This window comes from Leptospira wolffii serovar Khorat str. Khorat-H2, assembly GCF_000306115.2.
Taxonomy (GTDB): Bacteria; Spirochaetota; Leptospiria; order Leptospirales; family Leptospiraceae; genus Leptospira_B; species Leptospira_B wolffii.
This window is the reverse complement of sequence record NZ_AKWX02000020.1, coordinates 364966-389657: the sequence shown is the minus strand read 5'-3', so window position 1 is coordinate 389657 and position 24692 is coordinate 364966. Positions and strand designations below refer to the sequence as shown.

Here is a 24692-nt window from a genome sequence, read left to right as displayed (position 1 = left end):
TTTCTCCTATCCCTTAAGCTTGGGGACCTTGGAAGGATCCACGTCCGTACCTAAAAATTCGTTTTTGAATGATTTTTCCCATTCTGCGTCTTCGGAAGATGCTCCCGCCGCTAATGCATCCAAGGAGGAAATTCCGGAAATGATTTCTTTTGCAGGCTTAGGCTCTTCGATACTCGATTTAGACTCCGGAATCGGAGCGGATGAAATGGGAATTTCCTTAGGCTTTATCGGTTCAGAATTTTTTTTTACAGGCTCTGCGGTTAAAGGCGTCGCGGAATCGGGTTCCTGTATGGTTAGTATGAGTTGGTTGATTCTGTCCACCAGACCGGAAAGGCTTGGCTTTGACATATCGTCCGCTAATTTCTTGATCTGAATCTCGATGAAGATTTTGATCTCGAAGGAATTTCTAAGACGTAGGGTTTTTACTTTTTCGAAGAGTTCGAATAAACGGAAGGAAAGTTTGTTTAAAGAATTCGGATCCACCGACTCGAACTCTTTCCGCATCTTCACTAAATCTTCTCTAGGATAGTTTACGGATTCGGAATCCGCTATCGAATCTTTGATCATGCATAGAGTGTGGGTAAATTCTATCGCATCCCATAAGAATTTAAAAATATCCTGGCCTTCTTGGTAAAGGTTCTCGATGATCTCGAGGGACTTGGATTGGCTTTCCGGAATCAGAAGGCTCTTTACGAAATCGGAAAGGAAATCGATTCCATGATAACCGATCATCTTGCGGATCTCGGATCCTAAAATACGATTGTCCGTAAATACGAGGGCCTGCTCCATGAAAGAGAGCATATCTCTTACGGATCCGTCTCCCTTCTTTGCGACCCAGAACAGACCTTCGGAATCATACTTTGTATTTTCTTCCTTACATAGATTCTCCGCGTAATCCTGTAGAACGGAAAGAGGAACCTTTTTAAAGATGAAGTCTTGGCAACGGGAGAGAATGGTCTCGGGAATCTTATGGTACTCGGTCGTGGCCAAAACGAATACTACGTGCGGTGGAGGCTCTTCTAGAGTTTTTAGTAATGCGTTGAAGGATTGATCGGTCAACATGTGTACCTCGTCTATGATGTACACCTTGTATTTTCCGCCCATCGGCGTGAACTTTACGTTGTCTCTAAGCTCACGAATGTTCTCGATGCCTCGGTTGCTTGCAGCGTCGATTTCCAGAACGTCTCCGGAAATTCCTTTAGTGATCTCCGTGCAAGAATCGCATTCGTTGCAAGGCTCATTGTCCTTTGGATTTTGGCAATTTAACCGTTTGGCGAAAATTCTAGCGATTGTGGTTTTACCCACTCCTCTAGGCCCGAAGAATATATATGCATGACCGATCTTACCGGATTTAACCGCGTTTTGTAGGGCACCGATAGCAAGATTCTGATGAATGACATCTTTGAATCTTTGCGGGCGGTATTTGCGGGATAAGACTTCGTGATTGCCGGCCATAATTCTTATTTTACCAAATAGCCTGGACGGATAAAGGAGGAAAAGCCTAAAAGCTGGCTTAATTCCTCTTGTCCTTGAAGAAAGTTTTAAAGATTTGTTTGGTCTCTTCGGATCGGAATAGAATGAGTTCCGGAAAGAAATTCCGACTATAGATCGTTTCCAAAGAAAGAGAAGAGATACCCTCGCCCGGCTTTGCGGGAACCAGGTATGCTACTTTAGGGATTCGAGAGAGTAGAATAGAACCTCCGCACATAAGACAAGGCTCTAAGGTTGTGAGAAGAACGCAGTCCGTCAAATAGCGTTCTTTTACGATTTCCTTGGCTTTAGAGATGGCAAGCACTTCGCTATGAAGAGAGGAATCCTCGGAAGTCTCGACCGAGTTGATAGCTTCGCAAATCAATTCTCCGTTTTTATAGATACGCGTGAAACTGGGGATTTCATTCTCGTTCTCCTTGCGAATTTCCTGAAAGCGGGCAAGAAATTCCGCAAGTAAAGGTTCTATTAAAAATCCGCTCATTTTCGGTTTCGATTTCGGAATCTTCTTTTAAATTCTACTTGCTAGGAAAGGATGCAAATGGTTTTTTTTAGCGCATGATTCTTTCGGCCAAACTCCAGAGACCGGCCGGTTCCTCAGCAAAAACCAATACCCTTCTTATTCGTCTAAATTCTCCCACTATTTCCAATGCCGCTCAAAGACAACCTCTAGTCTTGGGATTGGCCTTGGATAGAAGTTGGTCCATGAAAGGGGACAAGATGGACGCGGTAGTGCAAGCCTCCGCTTCCATGGTAAATTGGCTGACGCGCCGAGATTTTTTAACCGCGGTAGCTTATGCGGAGGATGTGCAGGTTATACAACCGTTGGTTCCTCTGGCGGAAAAAAATTCCGTAATCCACCGATTGAATTCCATCCAAGTAGGAACATCCACCAATCTGAGCGGAGGTTGGTTGCATGTACTTAGAACCTTGGAATTGCATCCCGTAGTGGACGGGTACAAAAGAGTCATTCTTCTAACGGACGGAAATCCTACTTTAGGGATCAAGGATCCTGTTCAATTGATTCAAATCGCTGCGGACGCTTATAAAAAAGGAATCAGCACGACCGTCATCGGTTTCGGAAACGATTTCAACGAGATTCTTTTGAAAGAAATCGCGGAATCGGGAGGAGGCAATTTTTATTATGTGGAAACTCCCGAAGAGACCGGAGATATATTCTTCAAAGAGTTCGGAGATATAGGAACTCTTTACGCACAATCCATAGAATTGAAAGTAGAACTTCCGCAAGGGATGGATTATTTGGATCTGGTATCGGAAATCTCTTCCTACACGGAGCCCGATCCGGAGGAAACCGGCCGGGTTAAGAATCTAGTGCTGGAAGTCGGAGATATGAGAGCCGACGACGTAAAAAGCGTAGTGGTTCATTTACGTCCCTCCAAGAAAGCCTTGCCGGAAAACATTAAGATATCTGCAAGTTATTACGAATTAACCGACGGAGCCAAGCTCGAGCAAAAATCATTCGATCTTCCTCTGGATTGGTCGGACGACTCCAATAAGGAAGACGCGGACGTGGTCGTCGAATCGACGATCGCTCGTACCGGCAAGGGTTTACGAAAAGCGGGAACCCTTTTGAAAGAAGGGTATACGGACGAATCCGTTTCGCTCTTAAACGAATTGATTAAAGAAATCAACGAAAAGGAAGAATTGGCTCCGGAAGTTCTGCAAACATTAGGATTTAGGGTTAGTTCCTTAAAGAATCGAATCTTGGAAAATTCTCCTACCGCGGCAAAGCATCTTGTGGCTTCCGCATCCGAATTACAGTACGGTGCAACGGAATCTTTTCCGGACGACGGAGTGGAATATCACGACGAGATCTATACTTTCCATAGTACGGAAGATATCGATTTGTATAAATGTCCCGAGATTAAAAGCGCCATCCAAGCCAAAATGCGGGAAGGCTATCGCTACATCATTTTCAATCTAGGCAAGTCTTCCTACATCGATTCTTCCGCGATCGGTATGTTAATCCAGATCGCAGGTTGGCTCAGAAAACGGGGAGGGGAGTTGGTAGTCAGTAATCTCAAGGCCTCGGTTAAAAAGGTATTCTCCATTACTCGACTAGAATCCCATATCCGATCCTCGGAAACGGAAGACGATGCTAGTTCTTTATTAAAAACTTGGATCGAAAATAAGGCGCTTTAGCTGAGAAACTGTTCGGCGGCGAGAACGGCTTCCTTCACTTCCGGGTAGAGTCCGACCGGGATTGCGATTCCTTTCTGAGTGGGTTTGTATTCTCCTTCGCTGTCCGTGTACCAAACTCTTAGGTTCAGATATTTGTTTCCCTTGAACTCGGAGATCTCCACACGGATGATTTCCCCTTTTCCTTTGTCTATATCTCGGATCACGCTCATCGATTTCCTCCTTTAACGGCACGAAACTATATTCGACCGCTAGGAATTACCAGCCGTTTTCCATAAAAAAAGGCTCCCGATCGGGAGCCTTTTCTAAGAGAAGTTCCTAGGAAAACTTTTAGTAGGTTTCTACGAAAAGCTGATGGGCGCCTTCTAGATGGTGTTTGTATTCTTCGTAAGTGGAGGTATTACCGTCGATCTTTTGGATCTCTTCGATAACTCCTTTCTCCATACCTTTCGGTCCGCCGCAAATATAGAAACGTCCGCCGGAAGAAAGAACCTTCTTCACTTCGGCTTCCAACATTCTCACTCTATGGGAGATGTACATTCTGCCGCCGTCGAAAGGATTGTTTTCCTCACGGGAAATTGCGGTTACCAATTTGAATTGGTTCGGATACTTGGTTTCCAGATTCTTCATGTAATCCAACATTACGATTTCGTCGGAATAAGGAGCTCCGTAAACGATGGTGATCTTTCCGGTAAAATTGACGAGCTTATGTTCGAGCAACTCTTCGCTCATACCGATGAAAGGAGCGATCCCTGTTCCGGTTGCGAGGAACATGATATCTCCGGAAAAGTCGGTATTAGGAAGAAGGAATTTTTTGCCGGAAGGTCCGGTCATGCTGATCTCGTCGCCTTCTTTTAGATCGCAAACGTAATTGGAACATACGCCTTTGAATTGGACATTTCCTTCCGCGTCGTAAACGTTGTCGCGTTTGATGATGAACTCGATCGTATCTTCCTTCATTCCGAAGGAATAGCTAGGAGATGCGATGGAATACAAGCGGACGGTATAAGCCGCATCCGCGAGTCCTTTCGCTTTTTTTTCCGGATCTTCGCCCGGAGGAATGATACCGCCAGATTGACCGATCAAATACGGATACTGGCTATGGTCGATGGCGACGATAATTCTATGAATCTGGGATTCACCCTCTTTCTTAGGCCTTTTGCCTTTTCCTGGTTCCGGGGTCAGGCGTTCATTTTTAAGAATCTTTGCCTTAAGCGGATTGGATTTCTTGAATATATTGATCTGCGGCTCTCTCACGGGCTTCATAGGCGGGTTTCGGTTCCTGAATTCGATTTCTAATGGATTACAGATTTTTTTCGGAAGCGAATTCGTCAAACGGGATATTTGTCTCATTAGGATGCGTATATAAGACTTATGTCTTCTTGGGGTCCTAAGTTTGGTAAACGCGATCGGATATAAGTCGTAATCCTTTCCTTGTATTTTTCGGTTCGCATAGCAGAATAAAGCGATCGGTACTGCGGATGAATCCTTTAACGAACGATGTACATTTGTTTCAGTGAGATAAATCGACTCTTACCCCCTAAATTTTGGGATGGATACGAATGAAGACTCTCCTTAAGCTGGTTAGAAAATAAAAGCCGAATAAGAGGGTTCTTATGGCTAGATTCACTCTAGACGAACTTGCAGCCAAAATTTCCGGTGCTAAAATCGAAAATTGCACCGATCCAAAATCAGTTATCGTTCATTCCGTCAGCCCGATCCATCCGGGGCAGAAAGAGAGTATTAGCTTTCTCTCAAATAAAAAGATGCTATCCAATGCGAAGAATACCGCGTCCAGTATCGTTCTTACCACCGCTGAGTTCGCCAAGGAATTGCAGATACCTTGTCTCATTGTAGACAAACCGGATTTGGTATTGGCTCAAGTCTTGGATCTGATCTATCCTCCTCATAAATTCGAGAGTAAGATCGAACATAGTGCGTTCGTTCATCCTTCCGCAAAGATCGGTAAGAACGTTTACGTGGGTAATTTCGTTTCCGTAGGAGAATCGGCCGAGATCGGTGACGACACTATTTTGGAAGACGGAGTCCATATAGGAAGAGGTGCGAGAATAGGCGCCGGTTCTCATATAGGGCCGAATAACGTTATCCATCACGGCGTTTTAATCGGAAAACGATTTCGATCTTTCGGAAATTGTACTGTCGGTGGAGACGGATTCAGATTCGTATTCGCAAATGGAAAACACAATAAGATCCCGCAAGTAGGAACCGTTATCGTGGGAGACGATGTCGAGATGGGATCCAATTCCGCAATCGATAGGGGCGGTTTGGAGAACACGATCATCGGCGACGGATGTAAATTCGATAACCTAGTTCACATAGGTCATAATTGCGTTCTAGGAAAGAATGTTGTGATCGCCGGTTATACCGGAATCGCAGGTTCCACAACGATCGGAGATAATGTAACGATCGGAGGAGGCTGTGGGGTGGCCGACCATATCGGTATCCCAAGCGGAACCATCGTAGGAGGAGGGACCTCCGTAAGAAATACTCTTCCTAAGGCGGATATTTACGTAGGTTGGGATTACGGTCTGACTTTCCCCGAATTCCAAAAACTAAGGGTAAACATCAAAAACGTGGTAAACTTCCAGAAATGGGCCCGCAGAATCAAAGGAATAGAATCCAAGCTAGGAATCACAGTAGAGGAGTGATTCTCTAAAACCGGGTCAAAAACCGGAAAGTCCCCATTCTTCCGAGTTGACATAATTCGGGAGAGGGGGAGCCTTCGTTATCCCAAATCCACGGAGGCGCAACTGTGAATCCCCGACCTAATTCCGAAATCGCGGACCGAGTTCCGGATTTAGAAACTTTTAGGCCGGACTTCCCCCATAAAGAAAAATTGGGAAGGTTGTTGGAGTCTTACGCGGATAGTCTGCTTGAACCTCGCTCCGAGAAAGTAATTCTCCTGAGCGAAGCAAATCAATACCGTAATTAAAGTAATAGGCACATTCTTCTTAAAAAGGAATGCCGCCTTTTCTTTAATGCTTGGTTGCAGTATGTCTTTTTCCTAGTAGGAATAGACAGGCCAATGACAAAATACCTGAGACCGCCATTACAAGAATCATCGGATAAGCGGTTCCGTCGTGTAGAATACTGACCGCCGCGGTCGACAAAGCCCCAAAGACCATTTGCAACGCTCCCATCAAGGCAGAAGCGCTTCCCGCATTCTTCGCAAAGGGAGCCATGGCTATGGACGATGCATTCGGAACCAGAAGACCGAATGCGCTGACTAAAAGAAAGATCAGCACGAGCATCGGTAAAAATCCTAGATGAAGAATTTCGAATAGAACCAGTAAAGAGCAAAAGATCAGGTAGGAATATCCTACGTATTTTACGATCGTTCCCCCCTCGTACTTCTTCAAAAGGATTCGATTGATCTGGCTGGATAGAATTAGACCGAATGCGTTCAATCCGAACAATTTTCCGTAATCTTCCTGAGAAAGCCCGTTTAAACTCATGAAGACGAAAGGAGAACCCGCAATGTAAGCGAACATCACAGCCGCGGAAAATCCGGAACTTAAAACATAAGTCCTAAAAACTGGATTGGAAAATACTTCAAAATACTCTTTGATCACCGGGCCGATCTTCAAAGAAATAGATTTATCCGGACCCTTATTATCTTGGAAGGAGAAGATTGTGCTTAAGAGCATCAAAAAGGAAATCGCAGTTAAGCTATAAAAGATCCAGTTCCAATTTGCATAATGAAGCAAATAACTTCCCGCACTAGGAGCGAGAACCGGCGCGATTCCCATCACTAGAATAATTTGAGAGAATACCTTGGCTCCTTCGTGAGGAGAGAAAACGTCACGAACCACTGCGCGAGGTACCACCATCGCCGCGCAGGCGCCCAGAGATTGCAGAAATCGGAAAACGATTAAAGATTCGACGGAATTAGAAAGTCCGCAAGCCAAAGAGCTAGTGATATAAAGAAGCAGTCCGAAAACCAAAGGAATCTTTCGGCCGAATCGATCAATGATCGGTCCGTAGAGCAATTGTCCGAAGGAAATCCCGGCAAAAAAGCTGGTTAACGTATATTGTACCTGAGAAATGGGACTGCCGAGGTCTTTTGCAATCGAATTCATTCCTGGGAGATACATGTCGATGGAAAAAGGGGCGATCGCAGTGAGCGCCCCTAGTAAGATAATCAGTCCGCGATGCTTTTGATCCACGATACAAAGAATCGAAAGCCGGACTCGAGGGTCTATTCTTCTAATTGTTTCCTAAGTATTTTCTTATCGAATTTACCGACGCTTGTCTTAGGAATCGCGGAAACCGACCGGATATCATCCAGCTTAGGCAATTGCCAATGAGCGAAATGTTCCTTCAGATGGTCGTGAATCTTTTTCGCGTCCACTTGTCTTCCTTCCACAGGAACGACGAAGACGACAGGAGCCTCGTCTCTTACAGGATCCTTCCTTCCGATCACAGCGGCTTCCAACACATCAGAGTCGGCCATCACTAGATTTTCCATATCCACGCTGGAGATCCATTCTCCTCTAGTTTTAATGAGATCCTTTTTGCGATCAGTGATCTGCATATAACCGAAATTGTCCAGAACCACTACGTCGCCCGTCCTAAACCAACCGTCCGGTGTGAATGATTCGGACGATTCACCGCTCTTATAGGATGCCGCGATCCAAGGACCCCTAACCAGAAGTTCGCCCGGAGTTTTTCCGTCTTTCGGGACGTCTTTGCCGTCGTCGTCTACCGCACGAATTTCTACTCCTGGAACGGGGACTCCTTGCTTGGCCCGATAAGCATAACGTTCTTCGTCCTTCCAATTCTTCATGGATCCGCGTAGGTGAGAAACCGTTCCTACAGGAGAAGTTTCCGTCATTCCCCAGGCGTGGAGAATAGAGATACCGAAATCCTTTTCGAAACCCTGGATCAGAGCCTTCGGCGCTGCGGATCCCCCGACCACCATGGTATGGAGTTTAAGATCATATTTGTTTTTCTTTAAGTGTTGGTAGAGAACATTCCAAACAGTAGGAACTCCTGCGGTGAGAGTGATTTCCTCCGCTTCCAACAATTCTGCCAAAGCTGCGCCGAGCAAATGCTTACCGGGGAAGACGAGCTTGCAACCGGTCATTACGGAAGCGAATGGAATCCCCCAGGAATTTACATGGAACATAGGGACGACGGGAAGAACATTCTCTGCCTCTCTTAATCCCAGTGCATCCCCCATGCAAATCGACATGGAATGTAGATATGTAGACCGATGAGAATAAACCACGCCTTTCGGATTTCCGGTAGTACCGGATGTATAGCAGATCCCTGCAGCTTCGTATTCGTCGATTGGAACGAAATTCTCGGTATCGTCTCCTGTGTTCAGGAATTCCTCGTAAGAGATGGAGTTCGGGAGATTCGGGAAGGGAATGTTTTCCTTGTCGTCTATGATGATGAAGCGTTCCACATTCCGAATTTGATCCAGATTCTTTTCCAAAGCGAGGGCCAAGGATTTATCGACGAAAATAAATTTATCTTTGGCCTCGTTAATAATATAGACTAGCTGTTCGGGAAATAATCGAACGTTTACGGTATGGAGTACGGCTCGTATGGAAGGTATAGCGAAGTACAACTCCAAATGCACGGAATGATTCAGACAGAATGTCGCGACCGCATCCCCCGGTTTTACGCCCGCCTTTCGCAAAGCGTTCATCAGACGGACGGTTCTCTTATAGAATTCTCCGTAAGTATATCTTTGAATGGAGTTATCATGCCATTTGGTGACGATTTCTTTATGAGGATGTACATCCTTAGCTCTTTTCAGAATGGAAGGTAGGATTAACGGGTAATCCATCATTGTGGAACGCATACGATTCTCCGCATCGATCGAATATTTCGGCAAAGCCTATTCTCTTATTATAAGGTAGGTCAAGAAGAATCGAAGAAAATTTACGTTACATTGATCTTAATCAGATGTAAGATAGGATAGTTGATCGATTAAACAAACGGAGTTCGCTTCATTCCACTTTATTGCAATAACCAGCCAGCGTGAACCCGAGTTCGTAAGTGGATATGGATCGGATGGAAGCGGTCCAGGATAGAACCGCATCCCGATCGCTTAATCCTTCTACGGCGATTTTAATCGATTCCTTTAGCTCTTCCGAAAGTTTACAAGGACTGATCGGTAGTCCGAGTTTTCCCGTAATATAAGGATCCAAGGAAAAGAATAAGAAATTTTTAATGATCTGCGGTTTTCCTTTGAGTACACGGGAAAATCGTCCGTATTCCTTTACATTCTCCCTTTGCAGTTCGAGACCGAGTTCATTCTTAGGTTCGCCTTTGGTTATTATAGCGGCCTTTTGAAAATTCTTCTCCAATTGCCAACGTATATACTCGGCACATAGAAAATTCACGGCATCTCGGGATTCCATTCTTACCGGTAAAATTCTGAAATATTCGATTCTACCCTGGGGATTCAATTGAAGGTGTCTTCCTTGTCTGCTAAGGGTATCGTAGACTAGTTCTCCCGAATTCAGAGTATCCGAACTTCCGCTAGCGGCTGCCTCTCGTAACTCTTGCAATAAGGTGTCTTCCGTAATGGATTCGCTTCCTTCTTCTAAGAACCGCATACAGCTAGAATAAAGTTCCTTAGACTCGGTATTATTTTTGAAAGCGGTAGGCAAGGATGAGGAGCAGCGTATAAAAAGAAGGCCGAATAAGCAAAACGAAAGAAATTTCATGTAAACCGTTCCTAAAGTAAATAGCTCTAAAAATTATTCATTTCCTTTTTCAATTCGTATCGAAATCCGGAAAGAGAATTGACAGGCGATTATACCACATAGGGTATAGGCTATGAACATTGAAGAAGCACGTAAGCAGCTTAGCAACCGATTGCATAGAATCCAAGGGCAATTAGAGGCTATTGAAAAGACTCTCTATAGCGACGAGAACGATTGCGAAAAGACCTTATTGCTTCTTAAGGCATCTAGCCAGGCCTTAAAGAAATTCGGCGAGGCGTATGTCCAAGAGTATATGGAACGTTGCTTTGCGGAAAAGAAAGTCCAAACGGTCCAAAATAACGTAAAGAAAGCGATTAAAGCCGCCTTTTCCCTCTAATATCTCCCATTATTTTCCCTCCTAGTTATAAAGCCTTCGGATTTTCCGGGGGCTTTTTCGTTTCCCCTTAAAAAAGCTTGCAATCTAATATACCCCCATGGGTATATGGTCTATATAGATACCTAGGGGGGTATATATGGAATCGAGAACTAATGGCACTTGGTATTTGGAGAGGGTCCTCTTCCTAATCGCCGGATCCTTTTCCTTAATCGGTTTAGGTTTGGGCTTACTTGTGGATAAGTGGGGATTTGCACTGAATGCACTGGTCGGCGTGAATATGGTGGTCTTTTCGCTGACAGGTTTTTGTCCGATGGCTATCCTTTTGCGCAAGTTAGGCATTTCTGAAAAATGCGGAGCCTATAAGGGAATCGCATGAAAGCCTGGAGAATGTTTCTACTATCGTTCGGAGTGGCTCTTTTGTTCCCGAACTTTCTTTTTGCCCAGGAAAGGAAAGATTTTCAATCCGTATGGGAGAAAGTAAGGGAGCATTCTCCGACTTTATTGTCCAAATCTTTGGAAATGGAAGCGGCAAAATCGGCGAGTTTCCGTGCCGGATTGCATTGGCTTCCCAGAATCTATTCGGATATTCGTACCTATAACACGGACGATCCTACTCTGAATTTTGCGGGTAAACTCGGACAGAGATCCGCAACTCAATCGGATTTTTCCACTTATAGCGTGCGATCTAATCCGGGAAATTATTTGGATTCGAATAACCAACCTTACCAAAATTTAAATTCGAATACGAGTAATCTTTTGGCCAAGGATACCTTAAATCATCCGGGAGCGAATACTTACTCCCGGGGTACTTTAGGATTGGAGATTACTCTCTACGAAGGAGGGTACCGATCCACATTAAAGAAAGTGAAGGAAAAAGAATGGGAAGCGAGCCGCTCGGAAAACGAGTACATTAAGCGAACCATATTCCAGCAAACGGCGATCGCATACCAAGCGTCTTTAGTCTATTCAGGATCCATAAAGGAAAGAAAAAGAATCCTAGAAGAATTGGATAGTTTTCTAAGATCGTATCGATTGGATTCGACGGCCAATCCTGTCGGACATTCCGGATACCTTGCCTTAAAATCTTTGCGACTCAGATTACTTTCGGAACAGAAAGAAGTCGAATTGTTAAAAAAGGAATCCATAGAGACTCTTCGTATTCTCTCCGGAAATTCGTTGGAATCCTTCGAACCGCAAGAATCTCCTTTCATGAGATTTTTGGAAGACTATATGCCGATTCCTAGTTCCAGGGTAAGCGGCAATACTCCCCTTTCAAAAACGTATAAGATCCAGTCCGAAATCGGCCGCGAAAGGGCAAAGATGGAAAAATCCAAATTTTTACCTAAGGCCGGGGTATATACGGAGGCTTACGCTTACGCCGGCGATAGGAATTTCGCGAGTTCCTATAATGCGGGAGTTTATCTGCAAATGAATCTTTTGAATCCTACGGATATCGGTTCCAAAAAGGAAGCTGATATTCTTGCAGACGCCGCAGCGACCAGAGCGGACGAGATATCGGCCAAGGAAAATTCTAATTTTATAATGCTTCTGGAGAGGGAGAGAACTCTCTCGGAAAATAGAACTAATTCTCTGGATTCCTTTAGAATCCAATTCGAACAGCTCAAACTATCCCAAACTTTATTTAAGCGAGGAAACATTCCTGCAGCTCAGCTGGCGGAAAGTTTTTCGAGAACGGCGGACGCCTTAAAGGCGATGGACGGTTCTACATTGGAATATTTGAGAACAAGAGCGGAGCTTACACTTTACGCGGAGGAAAATCATGAAAGATCCGAATAAAATCCAGGAGCATTCCGGATTTGCCGGCAGAGTTGCGAGCGTCTTTACAAGATCCAAACTGACTCCGATTTTTATAGTAGTTAGCATTTTGGTGGGGGTTCTCTCCGTCTATCTAACGCCTAAGGAAGAAGAGCCTCAGATTTCGGTTCCTATGATCGATATTTCCGTTTTTTCTCCCGGGTATACGGCTAAAGAGCAAGAACGCAAGATTACCGAGCCGGTAGAAAGAGCGGTCTGGGGTCTGGAAGGAGTGGAATACGTTTATTCGGCGACGGAGGATCATCGTTCCATGGTAACGGTGAGATTCAAAGTCGGGGAATCATTGGAGCCTTCTTTATTAAAAATTCATCATAAACTTCAGGAAGTAAGAGCCGGATTGCCGGCAATCAAAGATCTATCCATCAAATCTTTTACGATAGACGATGTCCCTTTTTTAGCGTTGACTTTCAGTTCCACCGAAAGGGACGACTATTCCCTACGAACTCTGGTGGCTCCTCTTGCTCGAGAGTTATCCTCCACTCCCGATCTTTCTAAAGTGGAACTTTTAGGCGGAAGAAGGAAATCGATTCGAGTGATCGCAAATCCGATCCGTATGACGGAATTAGGAGTCGATTTGGTCCAGCTTTCGGAAGCATTGAAGGGAAACGCCTCTTCTTTTCCGTTAGGAAAGAATTGGGGAAAAGAAAGGATTCTGGATGTGGAATTGGATTCTTCCATCCGAACGGAAAACCAAGTTAGGCAGATTCCCATTAAACAAAGTTGGGGAAGAAGCGTCCGAGTAGGAGACGTGGCGGAAGTTCGTGAGAGTCCGGAAGAAAGAGTTCGTCAATCAGTTCTATTCGAAAAATCGAATTCGCAAAATGCGGTTACTATTTCCTTTTCCAAAAGAAAAGGAACGAATATAGAGGCGCTTTCCAAAACGATCCGAGAAAGAGGAGAAGAATTCGCAGTATCCCTACCCAAGGACGTGAAAGTAACCGTGATTCGGGATTACGGGCTCACCGCAGGCGAAAAGTCTAAGGAGCTTATAGAGCATTTGATTATCGCTACACTCTCCGTGTCCCTGTTGATCGCACTGTGGATGGGTGCGAGAGCTTCCTTTGTGGTTTTCGTCGCGATACCTGTGACACTTTCGTTAACCTTATTCATCTATTACTTCTTGGGATATACCCTGAATCGTGTGACCTTATTCGCGCTCATCTTCTCCATAGGAATCTTGGTCGATGATGCGATCGTGGTAGTGGAGAATATTGAAAGGCATCTTGCTTTCTCCAAAACCAAGGATAAAATCGCGTCCATTCTAAACGCCGTTTCCGAAGTAGGAAATCCTACTATTCTCGCCACATTTACGGTAATCGCTGCGATACTCCCTATGGCTTTCGTTCGGGGAATGATGGGGCCTTATATGAAACCGATTCCAGTCGGAGCGAGCCTTGCGATGATTTTATCTCTCTTGGTGGCTTTCTCCGTTATTCCTTGGGTGGCTGCGAAGGTATTGAAGGAGCAAACTTCTCATTCGGCGTCTCCCGGCAAAGTTTCCAAATTGGATTCGATCTATCTTAGAATAGCAAGCTGGCTATTGGAATCGCCGAAGAATCTAGGAAAACTAGTCCTTACCATTCTTCTCTTATTTTCATTCGCGGTGGGAATGGTTTTAACGAAGGCCGTGAAGGTGAAGATGTTGCCTTTCGACGATAAGGACGAATTTCAAGTGACCCTGGATTTCGATCCTAGAACTCCTTTATCCGAGAATTTGGAAAGAAGTAAAGAGCTGGCGATTCTATTATTAAAGAATGAGAATATAGAGAAAATACAGATATTTGCAGGAGAAGCCGCTCCATTCTCCTTCTCGGGAATGGTGAAGCATACGTTTCTACGAAGGGACGATTGGAAATCGGACCTGCATATCGTTCTTAAGGAAAAGAAAAAAAGAAAGGGAAAGAGTCATGAGATCATCGAATCCATTCGCCCTTTGCTTTCCGATTATGGAAAACGAAACGGTGCCTTGACTAAAATTTTGGAGATACCTCCCGGGCCGCCCGTTCTCTCCACATTGGTAATGGAGATTTACGGACCTACGGATGCGGAAAGAAAGAGAATCGCCGGAGAAGTATTGGAGATCTTGGAAAAGAAAAAAGGAGTCGTAGACTTGGATTCGAGCTTAAGGGAGAATCGCCCCAAGATCCTCTATCCGTTCGATTTTAATAAAGGTGGGATCTTAGGGACTTCTTCCGCATCTCTCGCTAATAATGCGGCTTACTATTTCAGAGAATCTTCCGTATTTCTATTATCCGAATCCGAAAATCCGGAAGACGTTTCCGTGGATTTGTCCGTTCCCGAAAAATTCAGATCCAGTTCGGAGCCTTTCGCCAATTGGGGGATCTCCTCTCCTTTGGCAGGTTCCGTCCGTTCCGAAGCATTATTAGGAACTTCTAAAATTCAGAAGTCGGGCACATTGCATCGTAAAAACCTAAAACCACTGGAATACGTCACCGCGGAATTCTCCGGAGAGGAAGAGGCCCCCGTGTATGGAATTCTTTCCTTATCGCCGGAAATCAAATATCCGACTCAAACGGCGGACGTACCTTGGAATACTAAGAATCCAGTGATCAAGTGGGACGGAGAATGGTTCATCACTTACGAAGTGTTCCGAGATTTGGGCGGGGCCTTTGCGATTGTGATGGTTCTCATTTATATTCTAGTACTCGGTTGGTTTCAGAGTTATAGATTGCCTATCATAATTATGGCTCCGATTCCGATTTCCTTGATCGGTATCATACCCGGACATTGGATTGCGGGAGCTTATTTTACGGCGACTTCTATGATCGGATTTATTGCGGGCGCCGGTATCATAGTGAGAAACTCCATCATTCTTGTGGACTTCATAGAAGCGGAGATAGAATCCGGAAAATCCACTAAGCAAGCGGTTTTGGATGCGGGACTTGTAAGATTCCGGCCGATGTTTCTGACGGCAGCGGCGGTGATTGTGGGAAGTTCGGTAATGCTATTCGATCCTATCTTCCAAGGCCTGGCCGTTTCTCTGATCTTCGGAGAAATTGCCGCGACGATACTCAGTCGTTTTGCGGTTCCCGCATTTTACTTTTGGTTTTCTGGGAGAAGGTAAAAGGAGAGGAAATTTTTTGCCGAAGAAGGGACTCGCCGTTTCGCAGTCTCACTTCGTGTTCGACTGTGCTCCACGGCGTCTCGTCCGAGCCTCGGGACTTCCTGTCCCTCGGTCGCAAACATGACGCTCCTATGGTCGCTATGTTTGCTCTCTCGGCCTCGCTTCGAGTCCCAAGTTTATTTGCTTAATGAAAATTCTTGCCGAAGAAGGGACTCGAACCCCCACGGTGTTACCCGCTGGTACCTGAAACCAGTGCGTCTACCAATTCCGCCACTTCGGCGCGTGGTTGGAGGGATTTCTCCCTGTTGGATAATTTTAAGCGGGAGGCCTTTCCGTCAGCTTATTTTTGGAATTCATTGACACGATAATTAAGGGGAAAGTAGGGTCAGGATAGAATGAAAGAAGAACGCAAAACCTCGGAGACGGATATTAAATTGGCCCTGAATATCCGGGGAACGGGTAAGTACAAGTTCGATACGGAGATTCCATTCTTCGAGCATATGCTTTCCCATGTCTCTAAACACGGTTTGATCGATATGGATCTTTGGTTACGAGGAGACATAGAAATCGATTGCCATCATAGCGTGGAAGATACCGCGATTCTTCTCGGTAATATTATACACAAGCAACTGGGAGACAAAGCCGGTATCCGCAGATACGGGCATTATACTCTTCCTATGGACGAAGTCCTGACTACGGTTGCAGTAGATCTGGGCGGCAGATATTATTATAAATATACCGGACCGGAATTGACCGGAAAATTCGGAATCTATGATGCGGAATTGAGTTTGGAGTTCCTACAAAAGTTCGCATTGAACGCGAAAATGAACCTGCACGTTGTGGTTCATTACGGCGAAAATCGCCACCATATTCATGAGTCTATTTTCAAGGGTCTAGGTAAGGCTCTCCGTATGGCCATGGAGATAGATCCGGCTTCGGCGGGTATGATTCCTTCTACAAAGGGAGTATTGGAGTGATCGCAGTTTTAGATTATGGGATGGGTAATATTCATTCTTGTCTAAAAGCGATTTCTCATTTTACCAAAGATTTCATTTATACCAAAGACCCGGAAGTTTTACAATCTGCCGATGCCTTGATTCTTCCTGGCGACGGCCATTTCGATAAAGCGATGCATAACCTGAACGAATCAGGCCTTCGCAAGTATGTGGACGGGCACGTTCAATCTGGAAAACCTCTTTTCGGAATTTGCATCGGATACCAAATTCTTTTCGAGGATTCGGATGAGACAGTTTCCGGAAATCCGAAAGAGTTAGTCCAAGGCTTAGGCTATATAAAGGGCAAGGTAAGAAAGTTTCGAGGCAAGAATTATAAGGTTCCTCACATCGGATGGAATCGCCTTTATAAACGGAATCCTTCTAAAAGCGTTTTATTGAACGGATTGGACGACGAGTCCTTCGTATATTTCATCCACTCGTACAGACCGGTCGATGTGGAAGGAAAGGCGGTTAGCGGTCTCTGCGATTACTATGGAGAGCGATTCCCCGCGGTCGTCGAAAAAGGGAATATTTTCGGTACCCAATTCCATCCCGAGAAGTCCCATACCTACGGTCTAAAAATTTTGGAGAATTTCATCCGATCCTTATGATTCTGATTCCCGCGATCGACCTATTAGATAATTGTGCAGTTCGTTTATTCAAGGGAAAGTACGAAGAAAAAACGGTCTATTCTACCGAACCCTGGAAATTGGCGCAAGGTTTTGAAAAGAATGGAGCCACACTTTTGCATTTGGTGGATTTGAACGGAGCGAGAAACCAAATCGGAATCAACGGCGAATCCATTTCCAATATCCGCAAGTCCACCAAACTTAAGATACAATTGGGAGGAGGAATCAGGGATAAGGAAAAATTAGAATATTACGATTCCATTGGAATAGACAGATTCATTTTGGGAACTGCCGCCGTAAAAGATCCTAAGCTTTTGGATTTCGCCTTGGAAAAATACGGAAAGGACCGGGTGGTCGTTGCGGTCGACGCTAGAGATGGAATCGTAAAAATAGCCGGTTGGGAAGAAGACTCCGGCGTGAATTACCTGGATTTGCTTGCTAAAATGAAACAAGCCGGAGTAGAGCATATTATTTTTACAGATATAGCCCAGGATGGAACTCTTGCCGGGCCGAATTTGAACGCGTACAAGGAAATATTGACGAAATATAATTTTCAAGTCATCGCTTCCGGTGGAATTTCCTCTTTAAAGGATATAATGGCTCTGTCCGTCCTCGGTACTCCCGTTCCGGTTTACGGGGTAATTACGGGAAAGGCACTCTATGAGGGAAAAATCGATCTGGCGGAAGCGATCACGAGTTTAGGAACCGACTGATTTCCTAAAAGCTCTCAGACTCCTAAATCTTCCTATATTTTTCTTTCCTTACTCCTTCCTGGTCCGTATAAAGGTATTTTGGAATCGGAGTCCCGAATGAAAAAACTGCCATCTAATTATATTTTATCCGCTCTAGCTGCTATCGGAGCAGTCATATCCTTTTTCCTGATCCGAAAATACTTCGGCGGACAAGGCGGAGACGGGGTCGCTCAGGCCCTTTGCGATGCCTTGAGCGAAACAGGTTCTTGTAATAAGGTTTCCGAAAGTGCGGTATCCGCGATCCGCAATGTTCCGTTTTTCGGGGATATTCCCATTGCTCTTTTCGGTTTCGTTTTTTACGGACTCCTCGCTTTTCTTTTTGTCAGATCCGAAACTCAAAAAGAGGAATCCGTCAAATATCTTCTTCTCGCATTCTATCTGCTTATTGTCGGATTCGTAATCGATCTCGGGCTTTTTGCGACTTCGGTATTTTATATAGACGCGGTTTGCGGGCTTTGTGCTGCCACTTGGGCGGTTACCGTATTGCTACTTGTAGGAACTTATATCCAGATCCGAGATATTAAGGATAAGTCCCCGGCACAATTGATTCCCTCCATCTCTAAAGAAGCGCTAAATTACGTGATTGTAATATTAGGAGCCTTAGTGATTGGTTTGATAGGTGGTAGATCCTTTACGAATTCCCTTGTGGAAGGGGAACATACCGGACTCTCTCGCATCCAAAAACAACTTTCCGATTACGAGGCGGCTCCAACGGTTTCGATTGATATTAAGGGGGCCTCTTTCCAAGGAGATCCGAATGCTCCGATTACAATCGTAAAATTCGCGGATTTCAATTGCGGACACTGTATGCACACTTCCCATATTTTGAAAAAAATTCTCCGCGACTACGACGGAGTGGTAAAAGTCGTGTATAAGAACTTTCCTTTGGATGGTAGTTGCAATCGTCTTATTTCTTCTCCGAGACCGGAAGCCAGCTCTTGTGTGGCCGCCTCCGCCGCAATTTGTGCGGATAAGCAGAAAAAATTCCCGGCTATGTATGATTCCCTATACAAGAATACGGAGAATCAGGTCATGCACACTCTTTCCACGGTTCTTGCTCAGGCTCAGGATCTCAAGCTGGACATGAATCAATTCCGTTCTTGCTTGTCGTCGGTGGCCGTAAAAGATCAGATCAATCATGAAGTGGACGAGGCGGACAAGCTACAGATTCACAGCACTCCAAGTCTATTCATAAATAATAAACCGATTGAAAGCGGGACTCCCAAGGAAGAATTCCTGAGGGCCCTGATAGAAAATCTGATCAAAAAGATCTAAGGTAAGTTCGGTGTCTGAAACTATGGAAGAGATAAAGAAGCAGGTCCGCTGCAGGAACTGCGGCTCTTCCATATTGGCGGATTCGGAAAAATGCCTTTTCTGCGGTTCGCATCAGATGCCGGGTAGGGTTCCTTTTTTCCAATATCTCTCCGAGAGTCGGATTTTTCGGAGAGTATTTCTATTTCCCTTTTCGGTTTTAATCTCTTTATCCTTTCCCATTTTGAAAATCGCTTATCCGGAAATTCTTCCGGAATGGTCTTGGATTCCTTTTATTTCCGGATTCTTTCTGTTGTTTGCCGTGTTCGGTTTCATATCGGAATGGATCTTTCTACATAAGGCGAAGGGAGAGGCAAAGGACTTCCGACAAGGTTTCTTCGAATGGCAGAAGACATTATACGTGCAAAATCGTGCATATTCCTATCTCGGGATGTTTCTATTCGTTTGCGTTCCTCTATTGGACTGGGCGAATTCCCTGGCTTTTGCGGCGTCGGCTTCGGCGATTTGGAGTCTCATTCTTTTATTCTTATCCAAAGTACTTATTCCACTCTTCTAAATTCTCCTAAGGAGTTTTCTCCGTGTTGAAAAGAGCGATCAGGATCCTAATCTATTCTCTTCCGGTCTTTATATTAGTATTCGCTTTTATAGTCTGGCATACGATCTATTTCCGTCCGTTTACCCTAGGCTTGTATTATGAAAAAATATTCTGGGAAAACGTTTTGGACGATCCGGAAACCCTTACTTCGCTGCGGATTTTGGATTCTTGGGGCATTCGTTCTCATAATCGCAAATGGTCGGACTCTTCTCCCGAAAAAGAAATGGAAAGGGCGGATAAGGCGAAGCGGCAATTGGAAGTGTTGAGGAGTTATGATCCTTCGAATCTGAACGAGCAGGATCGGATTTATTATCGAGCGATTGAATGGGATCTCTCTATGGCCGCGGAAGGGGAAAAATACATCTATCATTATTATCCGGTCAACCAACTGTTCGGAGTTCAGAATCATATCCCTTCTTTTCTGGCAAGTTTGCATATAGTCGCCGACAAGGAAGACGCGGATGCGTATATTTCTCGTCTGAACGGAATATCCGTGAAAATAGATCAGGTCCTGAAGGGTCTAGAAATCAGAGAAGAGCAAGGAGTCGTTCCTCCAGATTTCATTCTAAAGAGAGTGATAGAGGAATTACAAAACTTTCGCGTTAAGAATCCGGAAGAAAATCTCTTATATAAAAGTTTTCTAAAAAAGCTGGATAAGACCGAGGAAATAACCGCGGAGGATAAGAAAACCTATTTAGAAGAAACTAAGAAGATCATCTCGGAATCCATTTACCCGGCATATTCCAAACTCGAATCCTTCTTAGATAGGCAAAAGAAACAAACGAACGATAAGGCCGGCGTATGGAAGCTTCCCGATGGAGACGGCTTCTACGCGCATGTTCTAAAATATCATACGACGACTTCTTTGAGTCCGGAGGACGTTCATACGATCGGATTGAACGAAGTATCCAGAATCCAAGCCGAAATGAGATCCATTTTCGAGTCCGTCGGAATCAAAGGGGGGAGTATTCCGAACGTAATGCAAGAGCTGCGGAAAAAACCCGAGTTTCAATTTCCGGATAAGCCGGAAAGCAAAGATGAAGTAATCCAAGCATATAAGAAAATCTTAACGGATTCCATCGAAAAATCCAAACCATTGTTTCCGGAATGGCCGAGGGCGAAAGTGGAAGTGGAAAGGGTTCCGGAATTCAAGCAGGCTGGATCGGCAGGAGCCTATTATGAAGAGCCTAGTCTGGACGGAAAGCGCCCCGGTGTATTCTACGCAAATTTACGAGATTTGAAGGAAATTCCGAAATTCGGAATGAACACATTAACATATCATGAATCGATTCCCGGTCACCATTTGCAGATCGCATGGTCCCAAGAGCTTACCTCCGCTCCTAGAAAACTTAGAACGACTCATTTCACCGCTTTCGCGGAAGGTTGGGCCTTGTATGCCGAGAGATTAGCCAAAGATTACGATTATTATTCGGATCCTTATATAGATTTGGGAAGACTCCAGGCGGAGTTATTCAGAGCGGTTCGCCTCGTCGTGGATACCGGTATCCATTATAAGAGATGGAGTCGCGACCAAGCGATACGATATATGGGTGAGAATACCGGCATGGGGCCAAAAGAAGTGGCCTCCGAGATAGAAAGATACATCGTATATCCGGGACAAGCTTGTTCCTACAAAATCGGAATGATGTCCTTCTTAAAGATGAGAGAAGAATGGAAAGCCGCGAAAGGGAATGCCTTCGATATCAAGGAATACCACGGATTCGTATTGGGAAAAGGGTCTCTTCCCCTCGAAATCTTGGAGGCGGCTTCGAAGGAGACTCTGAATAGATAAATTCTCTATTTAGAGAGGATTGTGATTTAGAGTCTTGGTCTTTCCGGCTGAATAGGATTGAAGAATCGCCCTATGAAGGAAGTCCCTCGCTTTCTCCACCGCTTCCGGGAGAGAATTCCCTTGGGCCCAGTAGGAGGCAATCGCGGAAGAGTAAGTGCAACCTGTTCCGTGAGGATTGAAGTCTTCCACAAAAGGCCTGGAATATTCCCTGTTTTCACCGTTTGGAAAGGCTAAAACATCCAAAGCTTCCTTTGCATTTTTGAGATGCCCGCCCTTTAACAAAACGGGTACATTCAGTTTTTTAGATAGAGAAATCGCCGCAGGTTTCATTTTTCCAGGTTCGTTTACTTTCTCCGCTCCTAAGATCACCGCCTCGTCCAGATTAGGAGTGATAAGGCCTGCAAGCGGAATCAATTCGGAAATAAGGGAAGAGATTGCATCATCCTGCAGCAGCTTTGCCCCGCTTGTGGCAACCATGACCGGATCCAGAACCAAATGAAATTCCGATCCGGATTTATATTCTTTTAATAAAGAAGCAATGGTCCGAATCAATTTCTCGGAGAAAAGCATTCCGGTCTTCACAGCGCGAATCGGAAAATAGGAGAACACGGCGTGGATCTGCTTTTCCAAGAAGTCGGAGTCCACCTCTAGAATTCCCGTTACCCCGTCCGGATTCTGGGCGGTCAAACAAGTTAAAACGGAAGCTCCGAAAGAATCGGTAGCGTTAAAAGTTTTTAAATCCGCTTGGATTCCGGCACCTCCTCCGGAATCGGAACCCGCGATAGTGACTACTACTGGCTTGGACACTAGGACCTCTCGGACAAGATTACGGCCAGCCGAAGAGATTCCAATCCACTATTTCTTCTTTGGAGAATTTCACTCCTTCCGACTCTAGAAGTTTTTTCTGAAGAATGGCTCTTCGGGTATCCCCTCGGAAGGAAATCTTCCCCTGGCTATTGATGACTCTCTGCCAGGGGACTTGCTGTTCCTGTCCCTTTTTTAGGGAATTCAGCGCGTAACCTACGGCTCTCGACGCTCTAGGTTTGCCGACGAGGACCGCGATCCTTCCGTAGCTTGTGACCCTTCCTTTAGGTACTTTTTTGACGATCCGAAATACTAAGTCATAGAAGTTTTCTCGAACGACTGGCTTCGTTTTTTTCTTAGGAATCCCTTTCATACAGCCGGCTTCTCCGCGGAATTCGATTCCGATCCCGGCTCTGGAGGTCTTAAAGGTATTTCCACTCTGAATACGGTCTTACCGGGGACAGAATCTACGGTAATCTTGCCTTTATGTTTTTCTAAAATACCTTTAACGATACCCAAGCCCAATCCGGATCCTTCCCCTTGGTCTTTGGTAGTGAAAAACGGATCCCAGATCCTGTCCTTGATCGCGGGATTGATTCCCGGGCCGTCGTCTTGGACTTCTATGATCACTTTATCTCCTGCGGGAAATACGGAGAGTTCGATGACTCCTTGGCCTCGAATGGCTTGGTTCGCATTTTGGATAAGATTGGTCCATACCTGGTTCAGCTCGTCCGGGTTACATACTACCTTCGGTATCGGAGAAAAATTCTTCTTAAGTTCCACTCCGTATTTCAGTTGGTTGTTCATGATGACCAACGTATTTTCGATTCCCTCGATCAGGTCGGCACTGGTGAATAGTTTGCTTTGGTCTAGATGGGAGTAATATTTGAGTGCTTTTACGATTCGAACGATATTTGTGATCGAATATTTTATATTCTTAATGTTTCTACTAGTATTGGATGCGTGTTTAAGGATCTCGTAACCGGATTTGTCTCCTTGAAGTAAGACTTCGTAAATGTACTTCCGTACATCCATAATGTCCCCTTCGATAAGAAAGGAAGCCACTTCTCCCGATAAGCCGGGATCCACGCCCATGCTTAACATCTCTTCGCGAAGGTCCTTTTTGATTCGGAATTTATCTTTGGATTCCATAACCTGGCTTTTCTTTCTCTCTCTAAGAATATGAAGAAGAGCCACCTCGAAGGATTTTCTTAACTTCTTGTTTCTGGCGAACTTAACGATCTCGAATACATTCTTAACGATATAATTCATATTCGATTCCAGATTATGAGCCGAACCGTTGATCACTCCCGCTGGGGTGTTGATCTCATGGGCTATACCCGCCACCATGGTTCCGAGGGAGGCCATTTTTTCGGACATGATCAATTGGGATTGCGCATTCTCCAATTCTCTCGTCCTATGTCGTACTTTTTCTTCGAGAGTCTCGGTGAGTTCTATAAGTCTTTCGTAGAAAATAGAATTGGATAGGGACATCACCGAAACGGATCGGAGCTCGTTTAATTTATCCAACTCGGAGTGCGTATATTTCTTTCCGTCCTTTTTGGGGCCGAGCACGAGCATGCCAAGAAGGCTTCGGTTTAGGATAAAGGGGACGAGTAGTTCCGCCTTGGTTTTGGTGGAGAATGTGAGAGCGTGTTCGCGAATCTGGAGGTACTTCGCATTTTCCAGAAATTCTTCCGAATAAAAGATCCGATCATGTTCCGTGATCCAGAGTAGGAACGGATCGAAAATATAAAAATGATCCTCTCCTTCCTGGTTGGGATAAGGGCAAAACTTTCCCAGATCCTCTCTCCAAAGATAGATCTTCGCCCTTTCCGGATCCACGATGTTCGGGAGAAATTTTACGATTTTCTCGCAGACACTATCGGTAATATTTGTCGCGATTAGATCGCTTTTGAATTTATCCAGGGAAGAAAGATACTTCACGTACTCCTGGTCTTTAACCGTTAACTTGGATAAAGTGGATGAGAGAGTCCATTCTTCTCCGAATTTATTAAACCAGATCCAAACGAAGATGGCACCCAGAGTAGTAAAAGGAAGACTGATCCATAAGGCCGAGATACGATCCGGATCTAGCGATCGCAGATCCAATGCGAGTATCAAAGCCGATTGCAGGAGAAATGCGGCTAAAACAAGACCGAAAATAGGTCCGAATTTGCGTATGATTTTCATCGCTAGCCCGT

Annotated in this window: 22 protein-coding genes and 1 tRNA gene; 12 read left to right on the top strand and 11 right to left on the bottom strand. The window is 44.9% G+C overall.

Annotated features, from left to right (window positions below):
- Nucleotides 1–6 precede the first annotated feature (6 nt).
- Both dnaX and LEP1GSC061_RS15025 read right to left on the bottom strand, forming a co-directional pair.
- Nucleotides 7–1455, bottom strand: coding sequence for a DNA polymerase III subunit gamma/tau (gene dnaX, locus LEP1GSC061_RS15030; protein WP_016546393.1), 1449 nt, complete (start codon nt 1453–1455; stop codon nt 7–9).
- A 58-nt stretch (nt 1456–1513) separates the two neighbouring features.
- On the bottom strand, nt 1514–1972 hold the full coding sequence (locus tag LEP1GSC061_RS15025; RefSeq protein WP_016546569.1) for a nucleoside deaminase: 459 nt from the start codon (nt 1970–1972) through the stop codon (nt 1514–1516).
- Between the two features lie 74 nt (nt 1973–2046).
- Between LEP1GSC061_RS15025 and LEP1GSC061_RS15020 the strand changes: the two genes are divergently transcribed.
- Nucleotides 2047–3651 (top strand): anti-sigma factor antagonist, encoded by a 1605-nt coding sequence (locus LEP1GSC061_RS15020; protein ID WP_016546857.1) that lies wholly within the window; start codon nt 2047–2049, stop codon nt 3649–3651.
- Here LEP1GSC061_RS15020 and LEP1GSC061_RS15015 read toward each other — a convergent pair.
- Together LEP1GSC061_RS15015 and LEP1GSC061_RS15010 are read right to left on the bottom strand one after the other, a co-directional pair.
- Entirely contained in the window at nt 3648–3860 is a 213-nt protein-coding gene (locus LEP1GSC061_RS15015; protein WP_016546197.1) for a transcriptional coactivator p15/PC4 family protein, read from the bottom strand. The two genes, LEP1GSC061_RS15020 and LEP1GSC061_RS15015, sit on opposite strands and share 4 nt — an antisense overlap.
- A gap of 118 nt (nt 3861–3978) precedes the next feature.
- A complete protein-coding gene (locus tag LEP1GSC061_RS15010) occupies nt 3979–4914 on the bottom strand; it encodes a ferredoxin reductase domain-containing protein (RefSeq protein WP_016545987.1) in 936 nt (311 codons plus the stop codon).
- A 350-nt stretch (nt 4915–5264) separates the two neighbouring features.
- Between LEP1GSC061_RS15010 and lpxD the strand changes: the two genes are divergently transcribed.
- Nucleotides 5265–6317 carry a UDP-3-O-(3-hydroxymyristoyl)glucosamine N-acyltransferase gene (gene lpxD, locus LEP1GSC061_RS15005; protein ID WP_016546605.1) on the top strand — a complete coding sequence of 351 codons (1053 nt, stop codon included), beginning with the start codon at nt 5265–5267 and terminating at the stop codon, nt 6315–6317.
- A 327-nt stretch (nt 6318–6644) separates the two neighbouring features.
- Here lpxD and LEP1GSC061_RS14995 read toward each other — a convergent pair whose 3' ends face one another.
- The 3 genes from LEP1GSC061_RS14995 to LEP1GSC061_RS14985 form a co-directional block, all read right to left on the bottom strand.
- A complete protein-coding gene (locus LEP1GSC061_RS14995) occupies nt 6645–7835 on the bottom strand; it encodes a multidrug effflux MFS transporter (RefSeq protein ID WP_084680520.1) in 1191 nt (396 codons plus the stop codon).
- A gap of 32 nt (nt 7836–7867) precedes the next feature.
- Nucleotides 7868–9481, bottom strand: a complete 1614-nt coding sequence (locus tag LEP1GSC061_RS14990) for a long-chain fatty acid--CoA ligase (RefSeq protein ID WP_040508933.1) — start codon at nt 9479–9481, stop codon at nt 7868–7870.
- Between the two features lie 148 nt (nt 9482–9629).
- On the bottom strand, nt 9630–10241 hold the full coding sequence (locus LEP1GSC061_RS14985; protein WP_156844567.1) for a hypothetical protein: 612 nt from the start codon (nt 10239–10241) through the stop codon (nt 9630–9632).
- Between the two features lie 223 nt (nt 10242–10464).
- On the opposite strand from LEP1GSC061_RS14985, the gene LEP1GSC061_RS14980 reads away from it, so the two are divergent.
- From LEP1GSC061_RS14980 to LEP1GSC061_RS14965, 4 genes are all read left to right on the top strand, one after another.
- Nucleotides 10465–10728 carry a metal-sensitive transcriptional regulator gene (locus LEP1GSC061_RS14980; RefSeq protein ID WP_040508932.1) on the top strand — a complete coding sequence of 88 codons (264 nt, stop codon included), beginning with the start codon at nt 10465–10467 and terminating at the stop codon, nt 10726–10728.
- A gap of 136 nt (nt 10729–10864) precedes the next feature.
- Nucleotides 10865–11104 (top strand): YgaP-like transmembrane domain, encoded by a 240-nt coding sequence (locus tag LEP1GSC061_RS14975; RefSeq protein ID WP_016546309.1) that lies wholly within the window; start codon nt 10865–10867, stop codon nt 11102–11104.
- Nucleotides 11105–11115: 11 nt separating this feature from the next.
- Nucleotides 11116–12525 carry a TolC family protein gene (locus LEP1GSC061_RS14970; protein WP_232218482.1) on the top strand — a complete coding sequence of 470 codons (1410 nt, stop codon included), beginning with the start codon at nt 11116–11118 and terminating at the stop codon, nt 12523–12525.
- Entirely contained in the window at nt 12509–15649 is a 3141-nt protein-coding gene (locus LEP1GSC061_RS14965) for an efflux RND transporter permease subunit (protein ID WP_016546494.1), read from the top strand. Before LEP1GSC061_RS14970 ends, LEP1GSC061_RS14965 begins: the two co-directional genes overlap by 17 nt.
- A 198-nt stretch (nt 15650–15847) precedes the next feature.
- Here LEP1GSC061_RS14965 and LEP1GSC061_RS14960 read toward each other — a convergent pair.
- Nucleotides 15848–15929: transfer RNA gene (locus LEP1GSC061_RS14960), tRNA-Leu, on the bottom strand.
- 115 nt (nt 15930–16044) lie between these two features.
- Here LEP1GSC061_RS14960 and hisB point away from each other — a divergent pair.
- The 6 genes from hisB to LEP1GSC061_RS14930 all read left to right on the top strand — a co-directional run bounded on the left by hisB (nt 16045) and on the right by LEP1GSC061_RS14930 (nt 21684).
- Nucleotides 16045–16626: an imidazoleglycerol-phosphate dehydratase HisB gene (gene hisB, locus LEP1GSC061_RS14955; RefSeq protein ID WP_016546508.1), complete on the top strand. Its 582-nt coding sequence runs from the start codon at nt 16045–16047 to the stop codon at nt 16624–16626.
- Complete coding sequence (hisH, locus tag LEP1GSC061_RS14950; RefSeq protein WP_016546745.1) at nt 16623–17255, top strand: imidazole glycerol phosphate synthase subunit HisH; 633 nt, start codon at nt 16623–16625, stop codon at nt 17253–17255. The genes hisB and hisH overlap by 4 nt, the downstream gene beginning before the upstream one ends.
- A complete protein-coding gene (gene hisA, locus LEP1GSC061_RS14945) occupies nt 17252–17986 on the top strand; it encodes a 1-(5-phosphoribosyl)-5-[(5-phosphoribosylamino)methylideneamino]imidazole-4-carboxamide isomerase (RefSeq protein WP_016546139.1) in 735 nt (244 codons plus the stop codon). Before hisH ends, hisA begins: the two co-directional genes overlap by 4 nt.
- 96 nt (nt 17987–18082) lie before the next feature.
- Nucleotides 18083–19300: a vitamin K epoxide reductase/DsbA family protein gene (locus LEP1GSC061_RS14940; RefSeq protein WP_016546019.1), complete on the top strand. Its 1218-nt coding sequence runs from the start codon at nt 18083–18085 to the stop codon at nt 19298–19300.
- A gap of 22 nt (nt 19301–19322) precedes the next feature.
- Entirely contained in the window at nt 19323–19853 is a 531-nt protein-coding gene (locus tag LEP1GSC061_RS14935) for a hypothetical protein (protein ID WP_016546321.1), read from the top strand.
- Between the two features lie 22 nt (nt 19854–19875).
- Complete coding sequence (locus tag LEP1GSC061_RS14930; RefSeq protein ID WP_016546683.1) at nt 19876–21684, top strand: DUF885 domain-containing protein; 1809 nt, start codon at nt 19876–19878, stop codon at nt 21682–21684.
- 9 nt (nt 21685–21693) lie between these two features.
- Here LEP1GSC061_RS14930 and thiD read toward each other — a convergent pair whose 3' ends face one another.
- From thiD to LEP1GSC061_RS14915, 3 genes are read right to left on the bottom strand one after another with little or no spacing between them, the layout of a single operon-like run.
- A complete protein-coding gene (gene thiD / locus LEP1GSC061_RS14925; RefSeq protein ID WP_016546783.1) occupies nt 21694–22491 on the bottom strand; it encodes a bifunctional hydroxymethylpyrimidine kinase/phosphomethylpyrimidine kinase in 798 nt (265 codons plus the stop codon).
- Between the two features lie 19 nt (nt 22492–22510).
- Entirely contained in the window at nt 22511–22861 is a 351-nt protein-coding gene (locus LEP1GSC061_RS14920; RefSeq protein ID WP_016546248.1) for an MGMT family protein, read from the bottom strand.
- On the bottom strand, nt 22858–24681 hold the full coding sequence (locus tag LEP1GSC061_RS14915; protein ID WP_016546448.1) for a sensor histidine kinase: 1824 nt from the start codon (nt 24679–24681) through the stop codon (nt 22858–22860). The genes LEP1GSC061_RS14920 and LEP1GSC061_RS14915 overlap by 4 nt, the downstream gene beginning before the upstream one ends.
- Nucleotides 24682–24692 lie beyond the last annotated feature (11 nt).